13 protein-coding genes are annotated in these 13,412 nt (G+C 60.1%); 6 read left to right on the forward strand and 7 right to left on the reverse strand.

The annotated features are described in order from the left end of the window. Positions 1 to 91: 91 nt before the first annotated feature. The 5 genes from ACOYXH_RS25800 to ACOYXH_RS25820 form a co-directional block, all read right to left on the reverse strand. Positions 92 to 2,170 carry a diguanylate cyclase gene (locus ACOYXH_RS25800; RefSeq protein ID WP_460066579.1) on the reverse strand — a complete coding sequence of 693 codons (2,079 nt, stop codon included), beginning with the start codon at positions 2,168 to 2,170 and terminating at the stop codon, positions 92 to 94. Continuing rightward, the gene (locus ACOYXH_RS25805; protein ID WP_007911779.1) at positions 2,167 to 3,045 is read right to left on the reverse strand and encodes an endonuclease/exonuclease/phosphatase family protein; all 879 of its coding nucleotides are present in this window, start codon (positions 3,043 to 3,045) and stop codon (positions 2,167 to 2,169) included. Before ACOYXH_RS25805 ends, ACOYXH_RS25800 begins: the two co-directional genes overlap by 4 nt. A 14-nt stretch (positions 3,046 to 3,059) precedes the next feature. Next, positions 3,060 to 3,701, reverse strand: coding sequence for a thiol:disulfide interchange protein DsbA/DsbL (locus ACOYXH_RS25810; protein ID WP_134176534.1), 642 nt, complete (start codon positions 3,699 to 3,701; stop codon positions 3,060 to 3,062). Positions 3,702 to 3,888: 187 nt separating this feature from the next. Continuing rightward, positions 3,889 to 4,500 (reverse strand): c-type cytochrome, encoded by a 612-nt coding sequence (locus ACOYXH_RS25815; RefSeq protein ID WP_016986443.1) that lies wholly within the window; start codon positions 4,498 to 4,500, stop codon positions 3,889 to 3,891. A 30-nt stretch (positions 4,501 to 4,530) separates the two neighbouring features. Then, the gene (locus ACOYXH_RS25820) at positions 4,531 to 4,836 is read right to left on the reverse strand and encodes a c-type cytochrome (RefSeq protein WP_095049540.1); all 306 of its coding nucleotides are present in this window, start codon (positions 4,834 to 4,836) and stop codon (positions 4,531 to 4,533) included. 191 nt (positions 4,837 to 5,027) lie between these two features. Between ACOYXH_RS25820 and yihA the strand changes: the two genes are divergently transcribed. Then, a complete protein-coding gene (gene yihA / locus ACOYXH_RS25825; protein WP_007911767.1) occupies positions 5,028 to 5,669 on the forward strand; it encodes a ribosome biogenesis GTP-binding protein YihA/YsxC in 642 nt (213 codons plus the stop codon). Between the two features lie 411 nt (positions 5,670 to 6,080). Here yihA and polA read toward each other — a convergent pair whose 3' ends face one another. Then, positions 6,081 to 8,885: a DNA polymerase I gene (gene polA / locus ACOYXH_RS25830; RefSeq protein ID WP_095049539.1), complete on the reverse strand. Its 2,805-nt coding sequence runs from the start codon at positions 8,883 to 8,885 to the stop codon at positions 6,081 to 6,083. Between the two features lie 74 nt (positions 8,886 to 8,959). Between polA and ACOYXH_RS25835 the strand changes: the two genes are divergently transcribed. Next, the gene (locus tag ACOYXH_RS25835; RefSeq protein WP_093429504.1) at positions 8,960 to 9,256 is read left to right on the forward strand and encodes a DUF2782 domain-containing protein; all 297 of its coding nucleotides are present in this window, start codon (positions 8,960 to 8,962) and stop codon (positions 9,254 to 9,256) included. A 61-nt stretch (positions 9,257 to 9,317) separates the two neighbouring features. Continuing rightward, the gene (locus ACOYXH_RS25840; RefSeq protein WP_460066584.1) at positions 9,318 to 10,271 is read left to right on the forward strand and encodes a homoserine kinase; all 954 of its coding nucleotides are present in this window, start codon (positions 9,318 to 9,320) and stop codon (positions 10,269 to 10,271) included. 83 nt (positions 10,272 to 10,354) lie between these two features. Here the strand turns inward: ACOYXH_RS25840 and ACOYXH_RS25845 are convergent, their stop codons facing one another. Next, positions 10,355 to 11,275 (reverse strand): zinc ABC transporter substrate-binding protein ZnuA, encoded by a 921-nt coding sequence (locus ACOYXH_RS25845; protein ID WP_095049677.1) that lies wholly within the window; start codon positions 11,273 to 11,275, stop codon positions 10,355 to 10,357. 66 nt (positions 11,276 to 11,341) lie between these two features. Here ACOYXH_RS25845 and ACOYXH_RS25850 point away from each other — a divergent pair, with 66 nt between their 5' ends. The 3 genes from ACOYXH_RS25850 to znuB are packed head-to-tail and all read left to right on the forward strand — an operon-like array spanning position 11,342 to position 13,390. After that, on the forward strand, positions 11,342 to 11,824 hold the full coding sequence (locus tag ACOYXH_RS25850) for a Fur family transcriptional regulator (RefSeq protein ID WP_007911760.1): 483 nt from the start codon (positions 11,342 to 11,344) through the stop codon (positions 11,822 to 11,824). Continuing rightward, a complete protein-coding gene (gene znuC, locus ACOYXH_RS25855) occupies positions 11,824 to 12,609 on the forward strand; it encodes a zinc ABC transporter ATP-binding protein ZnuC (protein WP_007911759.1) in 786 nt (261 codons plus the stop codon). Before ACOYXH_RS25850 ends, znuC begins: the two co-directional genes overlap by 1 nt. Then, a complete protein-coding gene (gene znuB, locus ACOYXH_RS25860; RefSeq protein WP_007911758.1) occupies positions 12,602 to 13,390 on the forward strand; it encodes a zinc ABC transporter permease subunit ZnuB in 789 nt (262 codons plus the stop codon). Before znuC ends, znuB begins: the two co-directional genes overlap by 8 nt. Positions 13,391 to 13,412 lie beyond the last annotated feature (22 nt).

Raw genomic sequence — 13,412 nt, forward strand, 5'->3', positions numbered from 1 at the left:
AGTACACGCAAGACAGTAATGCAACAGTGTAACGTACTGCCTCGCGTCTCGACGGTCAGTGGGCGGATTTAAACAAAATGGAACAATTTGCTCAGCCCAGCTCGACCCTGTTGCGCCCCGCATTTTTCGCTCGGTATAACGCCTGATCGGCTCTCTTCAATACAAGATCGCTGTGTTCTCCGGCACGGAATGTCGCCAGTCCCATGGAGATGGTGATGGTCACTCGTTCACCCTTGAAGTGGAACGGGCAGGCTTCGATAGCGGCGCGCAGGGTTTCCAGCAGTTTTGCGCCGACCGCTGGCGGCGTCGCCGGCATCAACAGAACGAACTCCTCACCGCCGAAACGGGCGATGAAATCGGCGCCGCGCAGACGCTTGCGCAGTACGGTGGCGATGATTTTCAGCACCTTGTCGCCGGCCAGATGGCCGTAGTTGTCATTGATCCGCTTGAAGTGATCGAGGTCGAGCATGGCCAGGCTCAGCGTGTTGCCGTGCAGTTGCCACTGTTTGATTTCATGCTCAAGGCGTTCGCTCCACGCGGCGCGGTTCGGCAGGCCGGTGAGCGGGTCGATCAGTGCTTTCTGCCGTTGTACTTCAAGATGTTCGCGGAAACCCTGGGCTTCCTGCTCCATATGCGCCACGCGTTCGGACAGGCTTTTCAGCCGCGTGGCGACTTCCTGCTCGCGGGCGTCGCGCTGCTTCTGATGCTGGTCCATGGTGCCGAGCAGGCCTTCAAGATGATTTTCCAGCACGTGCTTGAGGTCTTCCAGATCCGCAGCTTCCTGCACGCTGGTCTGCAGGCCGTCGACTTGCTCACGGATCTGCGTGTCCATGGCTTTCGCCGCCGAGCTGTTGTCGGCATGGCCCTCGCTGGCGGCTTGCAGATTGCTCTGAAACGCTTCGAGGCGTTCATTGAGCTGTTGTAGATAGGCTTCGAATTCGTGCTGGCCGCTGTCGGTGATCGCCAGCATCAACGTTGCAAGATCGTCGAGAATAGGGATCAGTTCGTACCAGTTCAAACCGTGTTTTAGCCGCTCACGCATGGCTTCGGCTTGCGGGCGGTGGCGTTCCGGCAGAGTCAGGTCGTCGAGCAGCCCGATCAGGGTGTCTTCGATGTGCTTGGCCACGGAACTGTAAGACGGCTCCGGGGTGTCCGGCAGGGCGAACAGGATGTCGTGCTCGGGCTGTTCCGGGTCGATGGCGGCCAGCGCCTGAGCAATCGGTTCGGGCAGGGGCAGGCTGTCGATGATCGGTGTTGATGGATCACCGGGGTGGATCAGTTCATCGGGATTGACCGCCTCAGCGGTGATCGGCGCTTGAGCCGGCGCTGAAGCCGGGGCGAAAACAGGCTCGGGCTCGAAGCGCTCTGCCTCCGGTTCGAGCGGTTCACTGATAACTTCGCTGATGACCGTTGGCGGTACGAAGGCCACTACATTTGCCGGTTCCAACTGGGCTGGAGCGGCTGGCGTGGGTGGTTCGACAACAGGCGCAAGTGCTTCGCTGGCAGGCGCTGCCGGTACCGGCTCAGCCGCCGCGACAGGCGCGAGCTGTGCGGTTTCCGCTGTGGTTGACGGTGCAGCCAGTGGTTGCTCTGGCGGCGAGGCTGGAACCTGCGCGGGGGATTGTGTCGCTAGCGCTTCTTCGCTGTCACGGCTACCAAACAAACGCTGCAACAATCCTGGGCGTCCCGGCTCGGCTGGCGTTTCCAGCTGACTCAAAGCCTTGCCCTGCAAGCCGCTGAGTTCACTCAGCAACAGTGGCATTTCCCGCGCCGAACCGACGCGGCTATCCAGTTGTTTGGCGAATTTCTTCAGTGGCTGAGCGACTTCACGCGGCAACGGCAAAGCCTGCAACTGAGTGACCAGCGATGTCAGCGCGGTACTGACTTGATCGATGCGGGTTTCGCGGCGCTGCTCGGAATCGAGCACGGCTTTTTCCAGGCGCGGCAGCAGGGCGGCGAGGCCGGCGTCCATGTCATCAGTGCGCACCACGTCGCGCATCTCTTTCATGCACTGATCAACGACTTTATCGGTGCCTTCAGCCGCCAGCGTGCTGCGCACCAGGCCGCGACGCAGCAAGTCGAGCCTGGCGGCCCAGCGACGTTCGAGTTTGTCCTGTTGTTCGATGCTTTTGAGGTACTTCTCTTTCCAGCGCTGGGCGTCGTCGCTCATTCAGGGGTTCCGCGAGGGGCAGGACTCAACGCGGGCAATGCATCGGCCGTGAGCGAACCCGGCAGACGAATCTCTACCGCGACCGGCAGGTGATCGGAAATCGGTTGTGCCAGCACTTCGACCTTTTCCAGGGTCAGGGTCGGGCTGAGCAAAATATGATCAAGGCAACGCTGCGGGCGCCAGCTGGGGAATGTCGCTTCCACCTGCGGGGCCAGCAGGCCGAGATCGCGTAACGGAGAATGTTGTAGCAGATCGCTGGCATGGGTGTTCATGTCGCCCATCAACACTTGGTGTTTATAGCCACCGATCAGCTCACGAATATAGGCCAGTTGCAGGCTGCGGGTTCGCGCGCCAAGGGCCAGATGCATCATCACCACCACCAGCGCTTCCGGGCCTTCGCCGAAACGCAGCAGAATCGCCCCGCGACCTTTCGGGCCGGGCAGCGGGTGATCTTCAATCGCCGACGGTTTCAGACGACTGAGCACGCCGTTGCTGTGCTGAGCGAGTCGGCCGAGATTGCGATTGAGTTGTTGATACCAGTAGGGGAAGGCGCCGAGTTGGGCCAGATGTTCCACCTGATTGACGTAGCCCGAACGCAGGCTGCCGCCATCGGCTTCCTGCAGGGCGACCAGATCGAAGTCGCCCAGCAGGTCGCCGATCTTTTGCAGGTTGCCTGAACGCCCGTTGTGCGGCAGCAGGTGCTGCCAGCTACGGGTCAGGTAATGCCGATAGCGCTCGGTGCTGATGCCGACCTGGATATTGAAACTGAGCAAACGCAGACGCTGGTCTGCGGGCAGGCCCGTTGACTCCAGGTGATGCTCATTGACCTGCGGATCATGCAGGCCAACGATGCGTTCGGACTTCCAGCGGCGCATGGCGGTTGCCGCGCTTAGTTGGCAGCAGCCTTGGTTGCCGCTCGCTCTTTGGCGACCAGTTGGTCAGCCAGTTTCAGCGCTTGCTCGGCACCACCGGCGGAGCCGATGTCAAAACGGTATTTGCCGTTGACGATCATGGTTGGAACGCCAGTGATTTCATACTTCTTGGCCAGTTCGCGAGCTTTTACGATCTGACCCTTGATGGCGAACGAGTCGAAAGTGGCGAGGAATTTATCCTTGTCCACGCCTTGAGTGGCGAGGAAGTCAGCCATGTCGTTCTTGTCGGTCAGCTTCTTGTGTTGTTTCTGGATTGCTTCGAAAACTGCGTTGTGAACCTTGTGCTCGACACCCATGGCTTCGAGGGTCAGGAACATCTGGCCGTGAGCGTCCCACGGGCCGCCGAACATGGCCGGGATGCGTACGAAGTTGACGTCGGACGGCAGTTTATCAACCCAAGGGTTGATCACCGGCTCAAAGGCGTAGCAGTGCGGGCAGCCGTACCAGAACAGCTCGACCACTTCGATCTTGCCAGGCTCTGCCACTGGCACCGGGTTAGCCAATTCGACATAAGGTGCGGCAGGGGCTTCGGCGGCTTGAGCGGTCACGCCGAACAGGCTGGCAGCGACGAGGGCGGCGCTGATGATCAGATTACGCATGCTTTACTCCTGGACAATTTGGGTCGCCTCGCGCGACCTGTTTTCAGACAGATCCTGGCGGGCATGAGTTCTGTAGTGTAACGGTAGCGGCCACAAAAAAGGGCGGCCAAAGCCACCCTTTTTATACTTGCTGCGACGGATTAATCGAGCGTTAACGTTGCGCGAGATCTATCGCTGCCAAATGCGCTTAGTGCAGACCTTGAATGTAGCTGGAGACCGCAGCAATATCTTCGTCGCTCAGGCGCTTGGCGATGGTCTGCATGGTCATGGTGTCGCCGTCGTTGTTGCGGCCGCCTTCTTCCTTGCGGAAATCGGTCAGTTGCTTGGCGATGTATTGAGCGTGTTGGCCACCCAGGTGCGGGAAGCCTGCCGCGGCGTTGCCAGCGCCGTTCGGTGAGTGACAGCCGGTGCAAGCGGGCAGGCCCTTGGCCAGGTTGCCGCCACGGAACAGGGCCTCACCGCGAGCGACGATCTTCGGATCGGCGGCGCCGACGCTGCCTTTCTGGCTGGCGAAGTAGGCGGCGATGTCGGCCAGGTCCTGATCGCTCAGGTTGGTCAGCAATCCGGTCATTTCCAGAACGGTGCGCTTGCCCGACTTGATGTCGTGCAATTGCTTGGTCAGGTAGCGTTCACCTTGACCGGCCAGTTTCGGAAAGTTTGGCGCCATGCTGTTCCCGTCCGGGCCATGGCAGGCTCCGCATACGGCGGCTTTTGCCTGGCCTGCTGCGGCATCACCGGCAGCATGGGCGAAGCCTGAGATTCCCACGGTCAACAGCAGACTCACGATCAATTTGTTCATCAGCTAATCCAACTACGGCTAAGGGTTAAGTTATGGACCGGGCTTACTCGCGCTCATCCACAGGATGATGGCTTGGTAATCCTCGGCACTGCAGTCCATGCACAAACCACGCGGCGGCATCGCCTTGAAACCCTGGGTCACGTGTTGCACCAGCGTCTCCATACCTTTCGCCAACCTCGGCGTCCAAGCTTCCTGATCGCCTCTTTCGGGCGCCATTGGTAGTTGGCCGGAATGACAGGCACCACAAACACGGTTGTACACAGCTTCCGGATCCTGTGTAGCCTGTGCGCTGTAAAGCGGCATCAAGACTCCGGCAGCCAGCAGCCATTTCGTCATAAAACGACCTTTTCAGGGTTGAGAGCGTTCTGCGTTCTAATGCGCAATCAAGGTCTGTCGCTCTCGTGAACTTCATCCTACGCTGGGACAAAGCACACACAAAATCTGCGGCATTATATACTGGCGTCACTGAAACGGAAGCGACACCGCGTTCCGCGCCCAATCCCGGCGCCGCCCACATCGGAAATCCCATGCAACTCAAGAATCCCATCCTCGGCCTGTGCCAACAGTCCACGTTTATGCTCAGTGCCGCCAAAGTCGATCAATGCCCTGACGACGAAGGCTTCGAAGTAGCGTTCGCCGGTCGTTCCAACGCCGGCAAATCCAGCGCACTGAACACTTTGACTCACGCCAGTCTGGCGCGCACCTCGAAAACCCCAGGTCGCACACAGCTGTTGAACTTCTTCAAGCTAGACGAAGATCGCCGTCTGGTCGACCTGCCGGGCTACGGTTACGCAAAAGTACCGATCCCGCTGAAGATGCACTGGCAGCGTCACCTCGAGGCTTACCTCGGTGGCCGCGAGAGTTTGAAGGGGCTGATTCTGATGATGGACATCCGTCATCCAATGACCGACTTCGACCTGCTGATGCTCGACTGGGCCGTTGCGGCCGGCATGCCAATGCACATCCTGCTGACCAAGGCCGACAAGCTGACCTACGGCGCAGCCAAGAACACCCTGCTCAAAGTGCAGTCGGAAATCCGCAAGGGTTGGGGCGACCTGGTCACCATCCAGCTGTTCTCGGCGCCAAAACGCATGGGCCTGGAAGAGGCCTACACTGTACTGGCCGGCTGGATGGAACTGGCAGACAAAGGCGCCGAGGCGGCTGAGTAAAACAGGGATTAGAAAATTGGCTGTGGTGCGCTCAGGCAAGGCGAAAGCACAGCTAAAAAGCGGAGTTTAGGTTACCTAAATGAGCATTTTTAGCTGTGCTTTCAACGCAGTCTGAGCGTGCCACAGCCAATTTTCGGGCAAAAAAAGCCCCGGACTTCATTGGGGAGGGAGAAGTTCCGGGGTTTAAGTTCCGAACCGCTAGGGCGGGGTTCAGATATCTGCCAACACTTAACACAACATAGGAGCATCGAAGGGCTTCACCAGCCATTCAGTATCTCTGAGTGGTGTCCTTCCAGATTAGTTCAGATTTTTTTCAAAAAGCTTTGGAATAATCCCAAGCGCTTTTCGAAATAAGCAGGTTTTACTGGCGCTGCCGCGACAACAGGTCGCGGCAAACCGTGTTCAAAAGCCTCAGTGAGCCTCATCCCAATTGTTGCCCACACCCACTTCGACCAGCAGCGGCACATCCAGTTTCGCCGCCTCGCTCATGTGCACGCGAATCTCGGCACTGACTTGTTCGACCAGATCCTCACGAACCTCCAGCACCAGTTCATCGTGCACCTGCAGGATGACTTTGGCGTCCAGCCCGGATGTCGCCAACCAGTTATCCACCGCCACCATGGCTTTCTTGATGATGTCGGCAGCCGTGCCCTGCATCGGCGCGTTGATCGCTGTGCGCTCGGCAGCGGCACGTTCCTGCGGCTTGTTCGAGTTGATTTCTGGCAGGTACAGACGACGACCGAAGAAGGTCTCGACATAACCCTGATCCGCCGCCTGTGCGCGGGTGCGATCCATGTATTCGCGAACCCCCGGATAACGGGCGAAGTAGGTGTCGATATAAGCCTTGGCGGTCTTGGTGTCGACGCCGATGTCCTTGCCGAGCTTCTGTGCGCCCATGCCGTAGATCAGGCCGAAGTTGATCGCCTTGGCGCCACGGCGCTGGTCGGAGGTCACTTCGTTGAGTTCGACCTTGAACACTTCGGCAGCGGTGGCGGTGTGCACGTCCAGATTGTTGCGGAAGGCATTCATCAGGCCTTCGTCCTTGGACAGGTGCGCCATGATCCGCAGTTCGATCTGCGAATAGTCCGCCGCCAGCAGTTTGTAGCCCTTTGGCGCGACGAACGCCTGACGGATGCGCCGGCCTTCCGCGGTGCGCACCGGGATATTCTGCAGGTTTGGATCGCTCGAGGACAAACGCCCGGTCGATGCCACAGCCTGGTGATACGAGGTGTGGACACGCCCGGTGCGCGGATTGATCTGCTCCGGCAGGCGATCGGTGTAGGTGCTTTTCAGCTTGCTCATCGACCGGTGCTCCATCAGCACCTTCGGCAAGCGGTGATCGTCTTCAGCGAGCTTCGCTAGCACTTCTTCAGCGGTGGACGGTTGGCCCTTGGCGGTCTTCTTCAATACTGGCAGGCCGAGTTTCTCGTAGAGAATCACGCCCAACTGCTTCGGCGAGCCAAGGTTGAATTCTTCCCCGGCGATCTCGAACGCTTCGCGCTCAAGTGCGACCATTTTGTTGCCCAGTTCGATGCTCTGAATGCCGAGCAGTTCGGCATCAACGAACGCGCCTTGGCGTTCGATGCGCGCCAGTACCGGCACCAGCGGAATCTCGATGTCGGTCAAAACGCTGGCCAGACTCGGGATGGCGCTGAGTTTTTCGAACAGCGTCTGGTGCAGGCGCAGGGTGATATCAGCGTCTTCGGCGGCGTACGGCCCGGCCTGTTCCAAAGCGATCTGGTCGAAAGTCAGCTGCTTGGCGCCTTTGCCGGCGATGTCCTGGAAGCTCACGGTGGTGTGATCCAAGTACTTCTGCGCGAGGCTGTCCATGTCGTGGCGGGTGGCGGTGGAGTTGAGCACGTAGGACTCAAGCATCGTGTCGAAGGCGATGCCGCGCACGTTGATGCCTTGGCTCTGATCGCCGCCGATGGCACAGTTGGCCAGAATATTCATATCGAACTTGGCGTGCTGGCCGACCTTCAGCTTGCTCGGGTCTTCGAGAATCGGCTTGAGTGCGCGCAGCACGGTGTCGCGATCCAGCTGTTCCGGCACGCCGATGTAGGAGTGGGTCAGCGGAATGTACGCGGCTTCGTTGGCCTGCACGGCGAACGACAGGCCGACCAGCTGCGCTTGCTGCGCGTCGATGCCGGTGGTTTCGGTGTCGAAGGCGAACAGCTTGGCGTTGTTGAGTTTTTCCAGCCAGACGTCGAAGCGCGCCTGATCAAGGATGGTTTCGTAGGCAGCTTCGGCGGGAGCGACAGGCGCTTCTTCCGCTGGTGCGCTGAACAGATCGCCGGCCAGCGCAGGTTCGCTGGCTGCGCTCAGTTCCAGACGTTTGGCGTCGCGATCGAGATCATTGATCCAGCTTTTGAATTCCAGCAGCGAGTACAGCTCGTAGAGCTTGGCCGGGTCTTCGGCGCCCATCTGCAGGTCGTCGAGTTCGACGTCCAGCGGCACGTCGACCTTGATGGTCGCCAGTTGATAGGAGAGGAACGCCATCTCCTTGTGCTCTTCAAGCTTGGCCGGCAGGGTCTTGGCGCCGCGAATCGGCAGGGTCGGCACGATGTCGAGATTGGCGTACAGCTCGGTGAGGCCGCCGTTGACGCCGACCAACAGGCCGGACGCAGTCTTCGGGCCGATGCCGGGAACGCCCGGAATGTTGTCGGACGAATCGCCCATCAGCGCCAGATAATCGATGATCTGCTCCGGAGCGACGCCGAATTTCTCCTTAACGCCCTCCACGTCCATCGAGCTACCGGACATGGTGTTGACCAAAGTAATGTGGCCATCGACCAGTTGCGCCATGTCCTTGTCGCCGGTGGAGATGATCACCGGGCGATCCGCCGCCGCGCTGCTGCGCGCCAGGGTGCCGATCACGTCGTCAGCCTCGACGCCTTCCACGCACAGCAGCGGGAAACCGAGGGCGATCACGCTCTGGTGCAGCGGCTCGATCTGCACGCGCATGTCGTCGGGCATGCTCGGGCGATTGGCTTTGTATTCGGCGTACATTTCATCGCGAAATGTCCCGCCCTTGGCGTCGAACACCACGGCGAACGGGCTGTCCGGGTACTGCTTGCGCAGACTCTTGAGCATGTTCAGCACGCCTTTGACCGCACCGGTCGGCAGGCCTTTGGAGGTGGTCAGTGGTGGCAGCGCGTGAAAGGCGCGGTACAGGTAAGACGAACCGTCCACCAGGACGAGGGGGGCTTGGCTCATGAGCAGGATCAACCTTTTCGGCGGGTCCGGCGCTAGAATAGCGGGACCGTTGACGACAAAGGGACAAGGTTATCATGCGTACGTTAAATCGCTTGCTGCTGGTCGGTCTGATTGCTGCCTCACCGTTGGCCGCGATGGCGGCGGATGATGCGCCGTCAAAGGAGCCGGAAGTTACCATTAACACGCACACGGAAGGCGACAAGGTTATCCAGGAATACAGTCGCAGTGGTTTCGTCTATGCGATCAAGGTCACGCCAAAGGGTGGCAAACCGTATTTCCTGGTGCGCGCCGATGGTACGGACGCGAACTACATTCGCTCCGACCAGCCGGATATGCTGATTCCGTCGTGGGAAATCTTTACCTGGAAGTAAGTTTCCTGACTTTTAATCGGCGCTACGCGGTCGTGGCGCCTGAACTGAGCAGTTTTTAACCATGTCTGTGTTCACTCCCCTGGCTCGGCCCGAGCTGGAAACTTTTCTCGCCCCTTACGGGCTTGGCCGTCTGCTTGATTTCCAGGGGATCGCCGCCGGCAGCGAAAACACCAATTTCTTTATCAGCCTGGAGCAGGGCGAATTCGTCCTGACTCTGGTCGAGCGCGGCCCGGTGCAGGAGATGCCGTTTTTCATCGATCTGCTCGATGTGCTCCACGAAGCCGATCTGCCGGTGCCGTACGCGCTGCGCACCACTGACGGCGTGGCATTGCGTGAGCTGAAGGGCAAACCGGCGCTGCTGCAACCGCGGCTGTCCGGCAAGCACATCAAAGTCGCCAATGCTCAGCATTGCGCGCAGGTCGGCGAGTTGCAGGCGCATCTGCATCTGGCGACCCAGGGCGAGCGCATGATCAAGCGCAAGACCGATCGTGGCCTGGACTGGATGCTGGAGGAGGGCAACGAGTTGCTCTCGCACCTGAGCGATGAGCCGCGTGCCTTGCTGCAAAAGGCGCTCGATGAAATCACCGAGCGCAAAGAGAAGATCCTCGCGCTGCCTCGGGCCAACATTCACGCCGACCTGTTTCGCGACAACGCGATGTTCGAAGGCACGCACCTGACCGGGCTGATCGACTTCTACAACGCCTGCTCGGGGCCGATGCTGTACGACGTAGCGATTGCGTTGAACGACTGGTGTTCGGATGAGGACGGTTTGATCGATGGGCCGCGTGCCCGCGCATTCCTTGGTGCCTATGCGGCGCTGCGACCGTTTACGGCGGCGGAGGCCGAGTTGTGGCCGACCATGCTGCGCGTGGCCTGTGTGCGGTTCTGGCTGTCGCGGTTGATCGCGGCGGAGCAGTTCGCCGGGCAGGACGTGTTGATTCACGATCCGAAAGAGTTTGAACAGCGGTTGGCGCAGCGGCAGCAGGTCAATACACCTTTGCCTTTCGCGCTTTAATATCAAAAGATCGCAGCCTTCGGCAGCTCCTACATGGGATTACCTGTAGGAGCTGCCGAAGGCTGCGATCTTTTTCTATGCGGCTACAGAGATTCCAGGCATCCCGCCAGATCATTGCCCAACTTCTCTAGCACTTGCTCATAGCCCTGAGCTGTCGCCGGGGTGTACCCGCCCAACGCGTCCAGCTCCGCCAGTTTCACCGGCAAACCTGCAACCAAGGTTTCGGCCAAACGCGGCCGCAACGGCGGCTCACTGAACACACACGTCTTGCCGACTTCCTGCAAACGCTTGCGCATCGCCGCAACATGCTGCGCACCGGGCTGCACTTCGGCGGCCACGCTGAACACGCCGGCATGCTTCAGGCCATAAGCCTCTTCAAAGTAATCAAACGCCTCGTGAAAGACGAAGTACGGCTTGCCTTCAACGCTGGCCAGACGCTTCTTCAAACGCTGATCCAGTGCGTCCAGACGTTCGTCAAATGCCTTGGCGTTTTTCTGATAGCGCTCGGCATTGGCCGGATCAACGGCGCTCAAGTCCGCGGCCATTTTGTCGGCAATTACCCGCGCATTGACCGGTGATAACCACAAGTGCGCATCGAGCGTGCCAGGACGGTGATCGTGATCATGCTCGTCAGCCTCTTCGGCGTGGGAGTGGCTGTCCTCAGCGAAACGCCGCAGTTTCATCCCTGGCAGATCCTGCACCGCGACGCTCGGCAGCGTTCGACCGTTCAACACGCGCGGCAGAAAGCCTTCCATGTCCGGGCCGATCCAGTAGAGCAGATCCACCGATTGCACCTTCCGTACGTCGGATGGCCGCAGCGCGTAATTGTGTGGCGAAGCACCCGGCGGCAGCAGCACTTCGGGAATCGCTACGCCGTCCTGAACGGCCGCTGCAATCAGCTGCAACGGTTTGATGCTGGTGAGGACTTTGACCTCGGCCTGAGCCGAACCGATCAGCAGAAAACTGGCGACAAAAGCCACAAAAACAGAAAAAAGTCGGGACACGATGACCACTCAAGGAGGCGAGAACGGGTAACATAATAACGTCTCTATCAAAACTCGTCGCCGCCCATGCCTATTACACCGATTGCCAGCCGTCCCCACGACCACTCTCATTGCGTGCACAGCGCTTTGTCCGAGGCCGATACCTTGTGCGCCCAGAAAGGCTTGCGCCTGACCGCGTTGCGCCGCCGGGTGCTGGAACTGGTGTGGCAGAGCCACAAGCCGCTGGGCGCCTACGACATTCTTGCGGTGCTGAGCGAGCAGGATGGCCGCCGCGCCGCACCGCCGACGGTGTACCGCGCGCTGGATTTCCTCCTGGAAAACGGCCTGGTGCACCGCATTTCTTCGCTGAACGCCTTCGTCGGCTGCGTGCACCCGGAACACGCGCATCAGGGCCAGTTCCTGATCTGCCGCGATTGCCACGCTGCCATCGAGCTTGAGCAAAAAGTGATCAGTGACGCGATCATCAACAGCGCCAAAGACGTTGGTTTCATCGTCGAAGCGCAGACCGTCGAAGTCGTCGGCCTGTGCTCTGGTTGCCAGGGGGCTTGATGAGCAATGCGCTGATCCGTCTGGAACAGGTCGCCGTCACATTTGCCGGGCAGGCTGTGCTGGACAACATCGAGCTGAGCGTCGAGCCCGGGCAGATCGTTACCCTGATCGGCCCCAACGGCGCCGGCAAGACTACGCTGGTGCGCGCCGTGCTTGGTTTGTTGAAGCCGGACAGCGGCAGTGTCTGGCGCAAGCCGAAACTGCGCGTCGGCTACATGCCGCAAAAACTGCACGTCGATCCGACCCTGCCGCTGTCGGTGCTGCGCTTTCTGCGCCTAGTGCCGGGCGTTGATCGTCCGCGTGCGCTGGCCGCGCTGAAAGAAGTCGGCGCCGAACACGTCATCGACAGCCCGGTGCAAAGCGTTTCCGGCGGTGAAATGCAGCGCGTGTTGCTCGCTCGTGCACTGCTGCGCGAGCCGGAATTGCTGGTGCTCGACGAGCCGGTACAAGGCGTCGACGTCGCTGGCCAAGCCGAGTTGTACAGCCTGATCACCCGTCTGCGCGACCGCCATGGCTGCGGCGTGTTGATGGTGTCCCACGATTTGCATTTGGTGATGAGCACCACCGATCAGGTGGTCTGCCTCAACCGTCACGTCTGCTGCTCCGGGCATCCCGAGCAGGTCAGTGGCGATCCGGCGTTCGTCGAGCTGTTCGGCAAGAACGCGCAGAGCCTGGCGGTTTATCACCACCATCACGACCACGCTCACGACCTGCACGGTTCGGTGGTCAAAGGGCCGGTTATTGGCCAACCTCACGTTCACGGAGACAACTGCAAGCATGGCTGATTTTCTGTTGTATGCCCTGCTTGCAGGTCTGGCGTTGGCGATCGTTGCAGGTCCGCTGGGTTCGTTCGTGGTCTGGCGGCGCATGGCGTATTTCGGCGACACCTTGTCCCACGCTGCCTTGCTCGGTGTGGCGTTGGGCTTTCTGCTGGATGTCAGCCCAACCGTTGCGGTGACCGTAGGCTGTCTGTTGCTGGCGGTGCTGCTGGTCACGCTGCAACAGCGTCAACCGCTGGCGTCTGACACGCTTTTGGGAATTCTCGCACCGAGCACGCTCTCTCTCGGCCTGGTGGTACTAAGCTTCATGCATGAAGTGCGGATCGACCTGATGGCCTATCTGTTCGGCGACCTGCTGGCGATCAGTCCAACCGATCTGGCGTGGATCCTCGGCGGCAGTGCGGCGGTGCTGGTGTTGCTGGTGACGCTGTGGCGGCCGTTGCTGGCGATTACCGTGCACGAAGAGTTGGCCAAGGTCGAAGGCCTGCCGGTTGCAGGTCTGCGCATGGCGCTGATGTTGTTGATTGCGGTGGTGATCGCGGTGGCGATGAAAATTGTCGGCGTGTTGCTGATTACCTCACTGCTGATCATCCCGGCGGCTGCGGCACAGCGTCACGCCCGCTCGCCGGAGCAGATGGCGCTGGGCGCGAGCCTGCTGGGCATGCTCGCCGTGTGTGGCGGGCTGGCGTTGTCGTGGTTCAAGGACACCCCGGCCGGGCCGTCAATCGTTGTGACGGCGGCCGCACTGTTTCTGTTGAGTTTTGTTCTGCCCCGTCGTGGGGTGTAGACTTGGCCGCTTTTTGCGCAAA

The organism is Pseudomonas sp. Mb7 (assembly GCF_054790525.1).

Bases quoted from the DNA above. Each gene is read 5' to 3' on its own strand.
- ACOYXH_RS25800 (WP_460066579.1), bottom strand. From the start codon at position 2,170: ATGAGCGACGACGCCCAGCGCTGGAAAGAGAAGTACCTCAAAAGCATC.
- ACOYXH_RS25805 (WP_007911779.1), bottom strand. From the start codon at position 3,045: ATGCGCCGCTGGAAGTCCGAACGCATCGTTGGCCTGCATGATCCGCAG.
- ACOYXH_RS25810 (WP_134176534.1), bottom strand. From the start codon at position 3,701: ATGCGTAATCTGATCATCAGCGCCGCCCTCGTCGCTGCCAGCCTGTTC.
- ACOYXH_RS25815 (WP_016986443.1), bottom strand. From the start codon at position 4,500: ATGAACAAATTGATCGTGAGTCTGCTGTTGACCGTGGGAATCTCAGGC.
- ACOYXH_RS25820 (WP_095049540.1), bottom strand. From the start codon at position 4,836: ATGACGAAATGGCTGCTGGCTGCCGGAGTCTTGATGCCGCTTTACAGC.
- yihA (WP_007911767.1), top strand. From the start codon at position 5,028: ATGCAACTCAAGAATCCCATCCTCGGCCTGTGCCAACAGTCCACGTTT.
- polA (WP_095049539.1), bottom strand. From the start codon at position 8,885: ATGAGCCAAGCCCCCCTCGTCCTGGTGGACGGTTCGTCTTACCTGTAC.
- ACOYXH_RS25835 (WP_093429504.1), top strand. From the start codon at position 8,960: ATGCGTACGTTAAATCGCTTGCTGCTGGTCGGTCTGATTGCTGCCTCA.
- ACOYXH_RS25840 (WP_460066584.1), top strand. From the start codon at position 9,318: ATGTCTGTGTTCACTCCCCTGGCTCGGCCCGAGCTGGAAACTTTTCTC.
- ACOYXH_RS25850 (WP_007911760.1), top strand. From the start codon at position 11,342: ATGCCTATTACACCGATTGCCAGCCGTCCCCACGACCACTCTCATTGC.
- znuC (WP_007911759.1), top strand. From the start codon at position 11,824: ATGAGCAATGCGCTGATCCGTCTGGAACAGGTCGCCGTCACATTTGCC.
- znuB (WP_007911758.1), top strand. From the start codon at position 12,602: ATGGCTGATTTTCTGTTGTATGCCCTGCTTGCAGGTCTGGCGTTGGCG.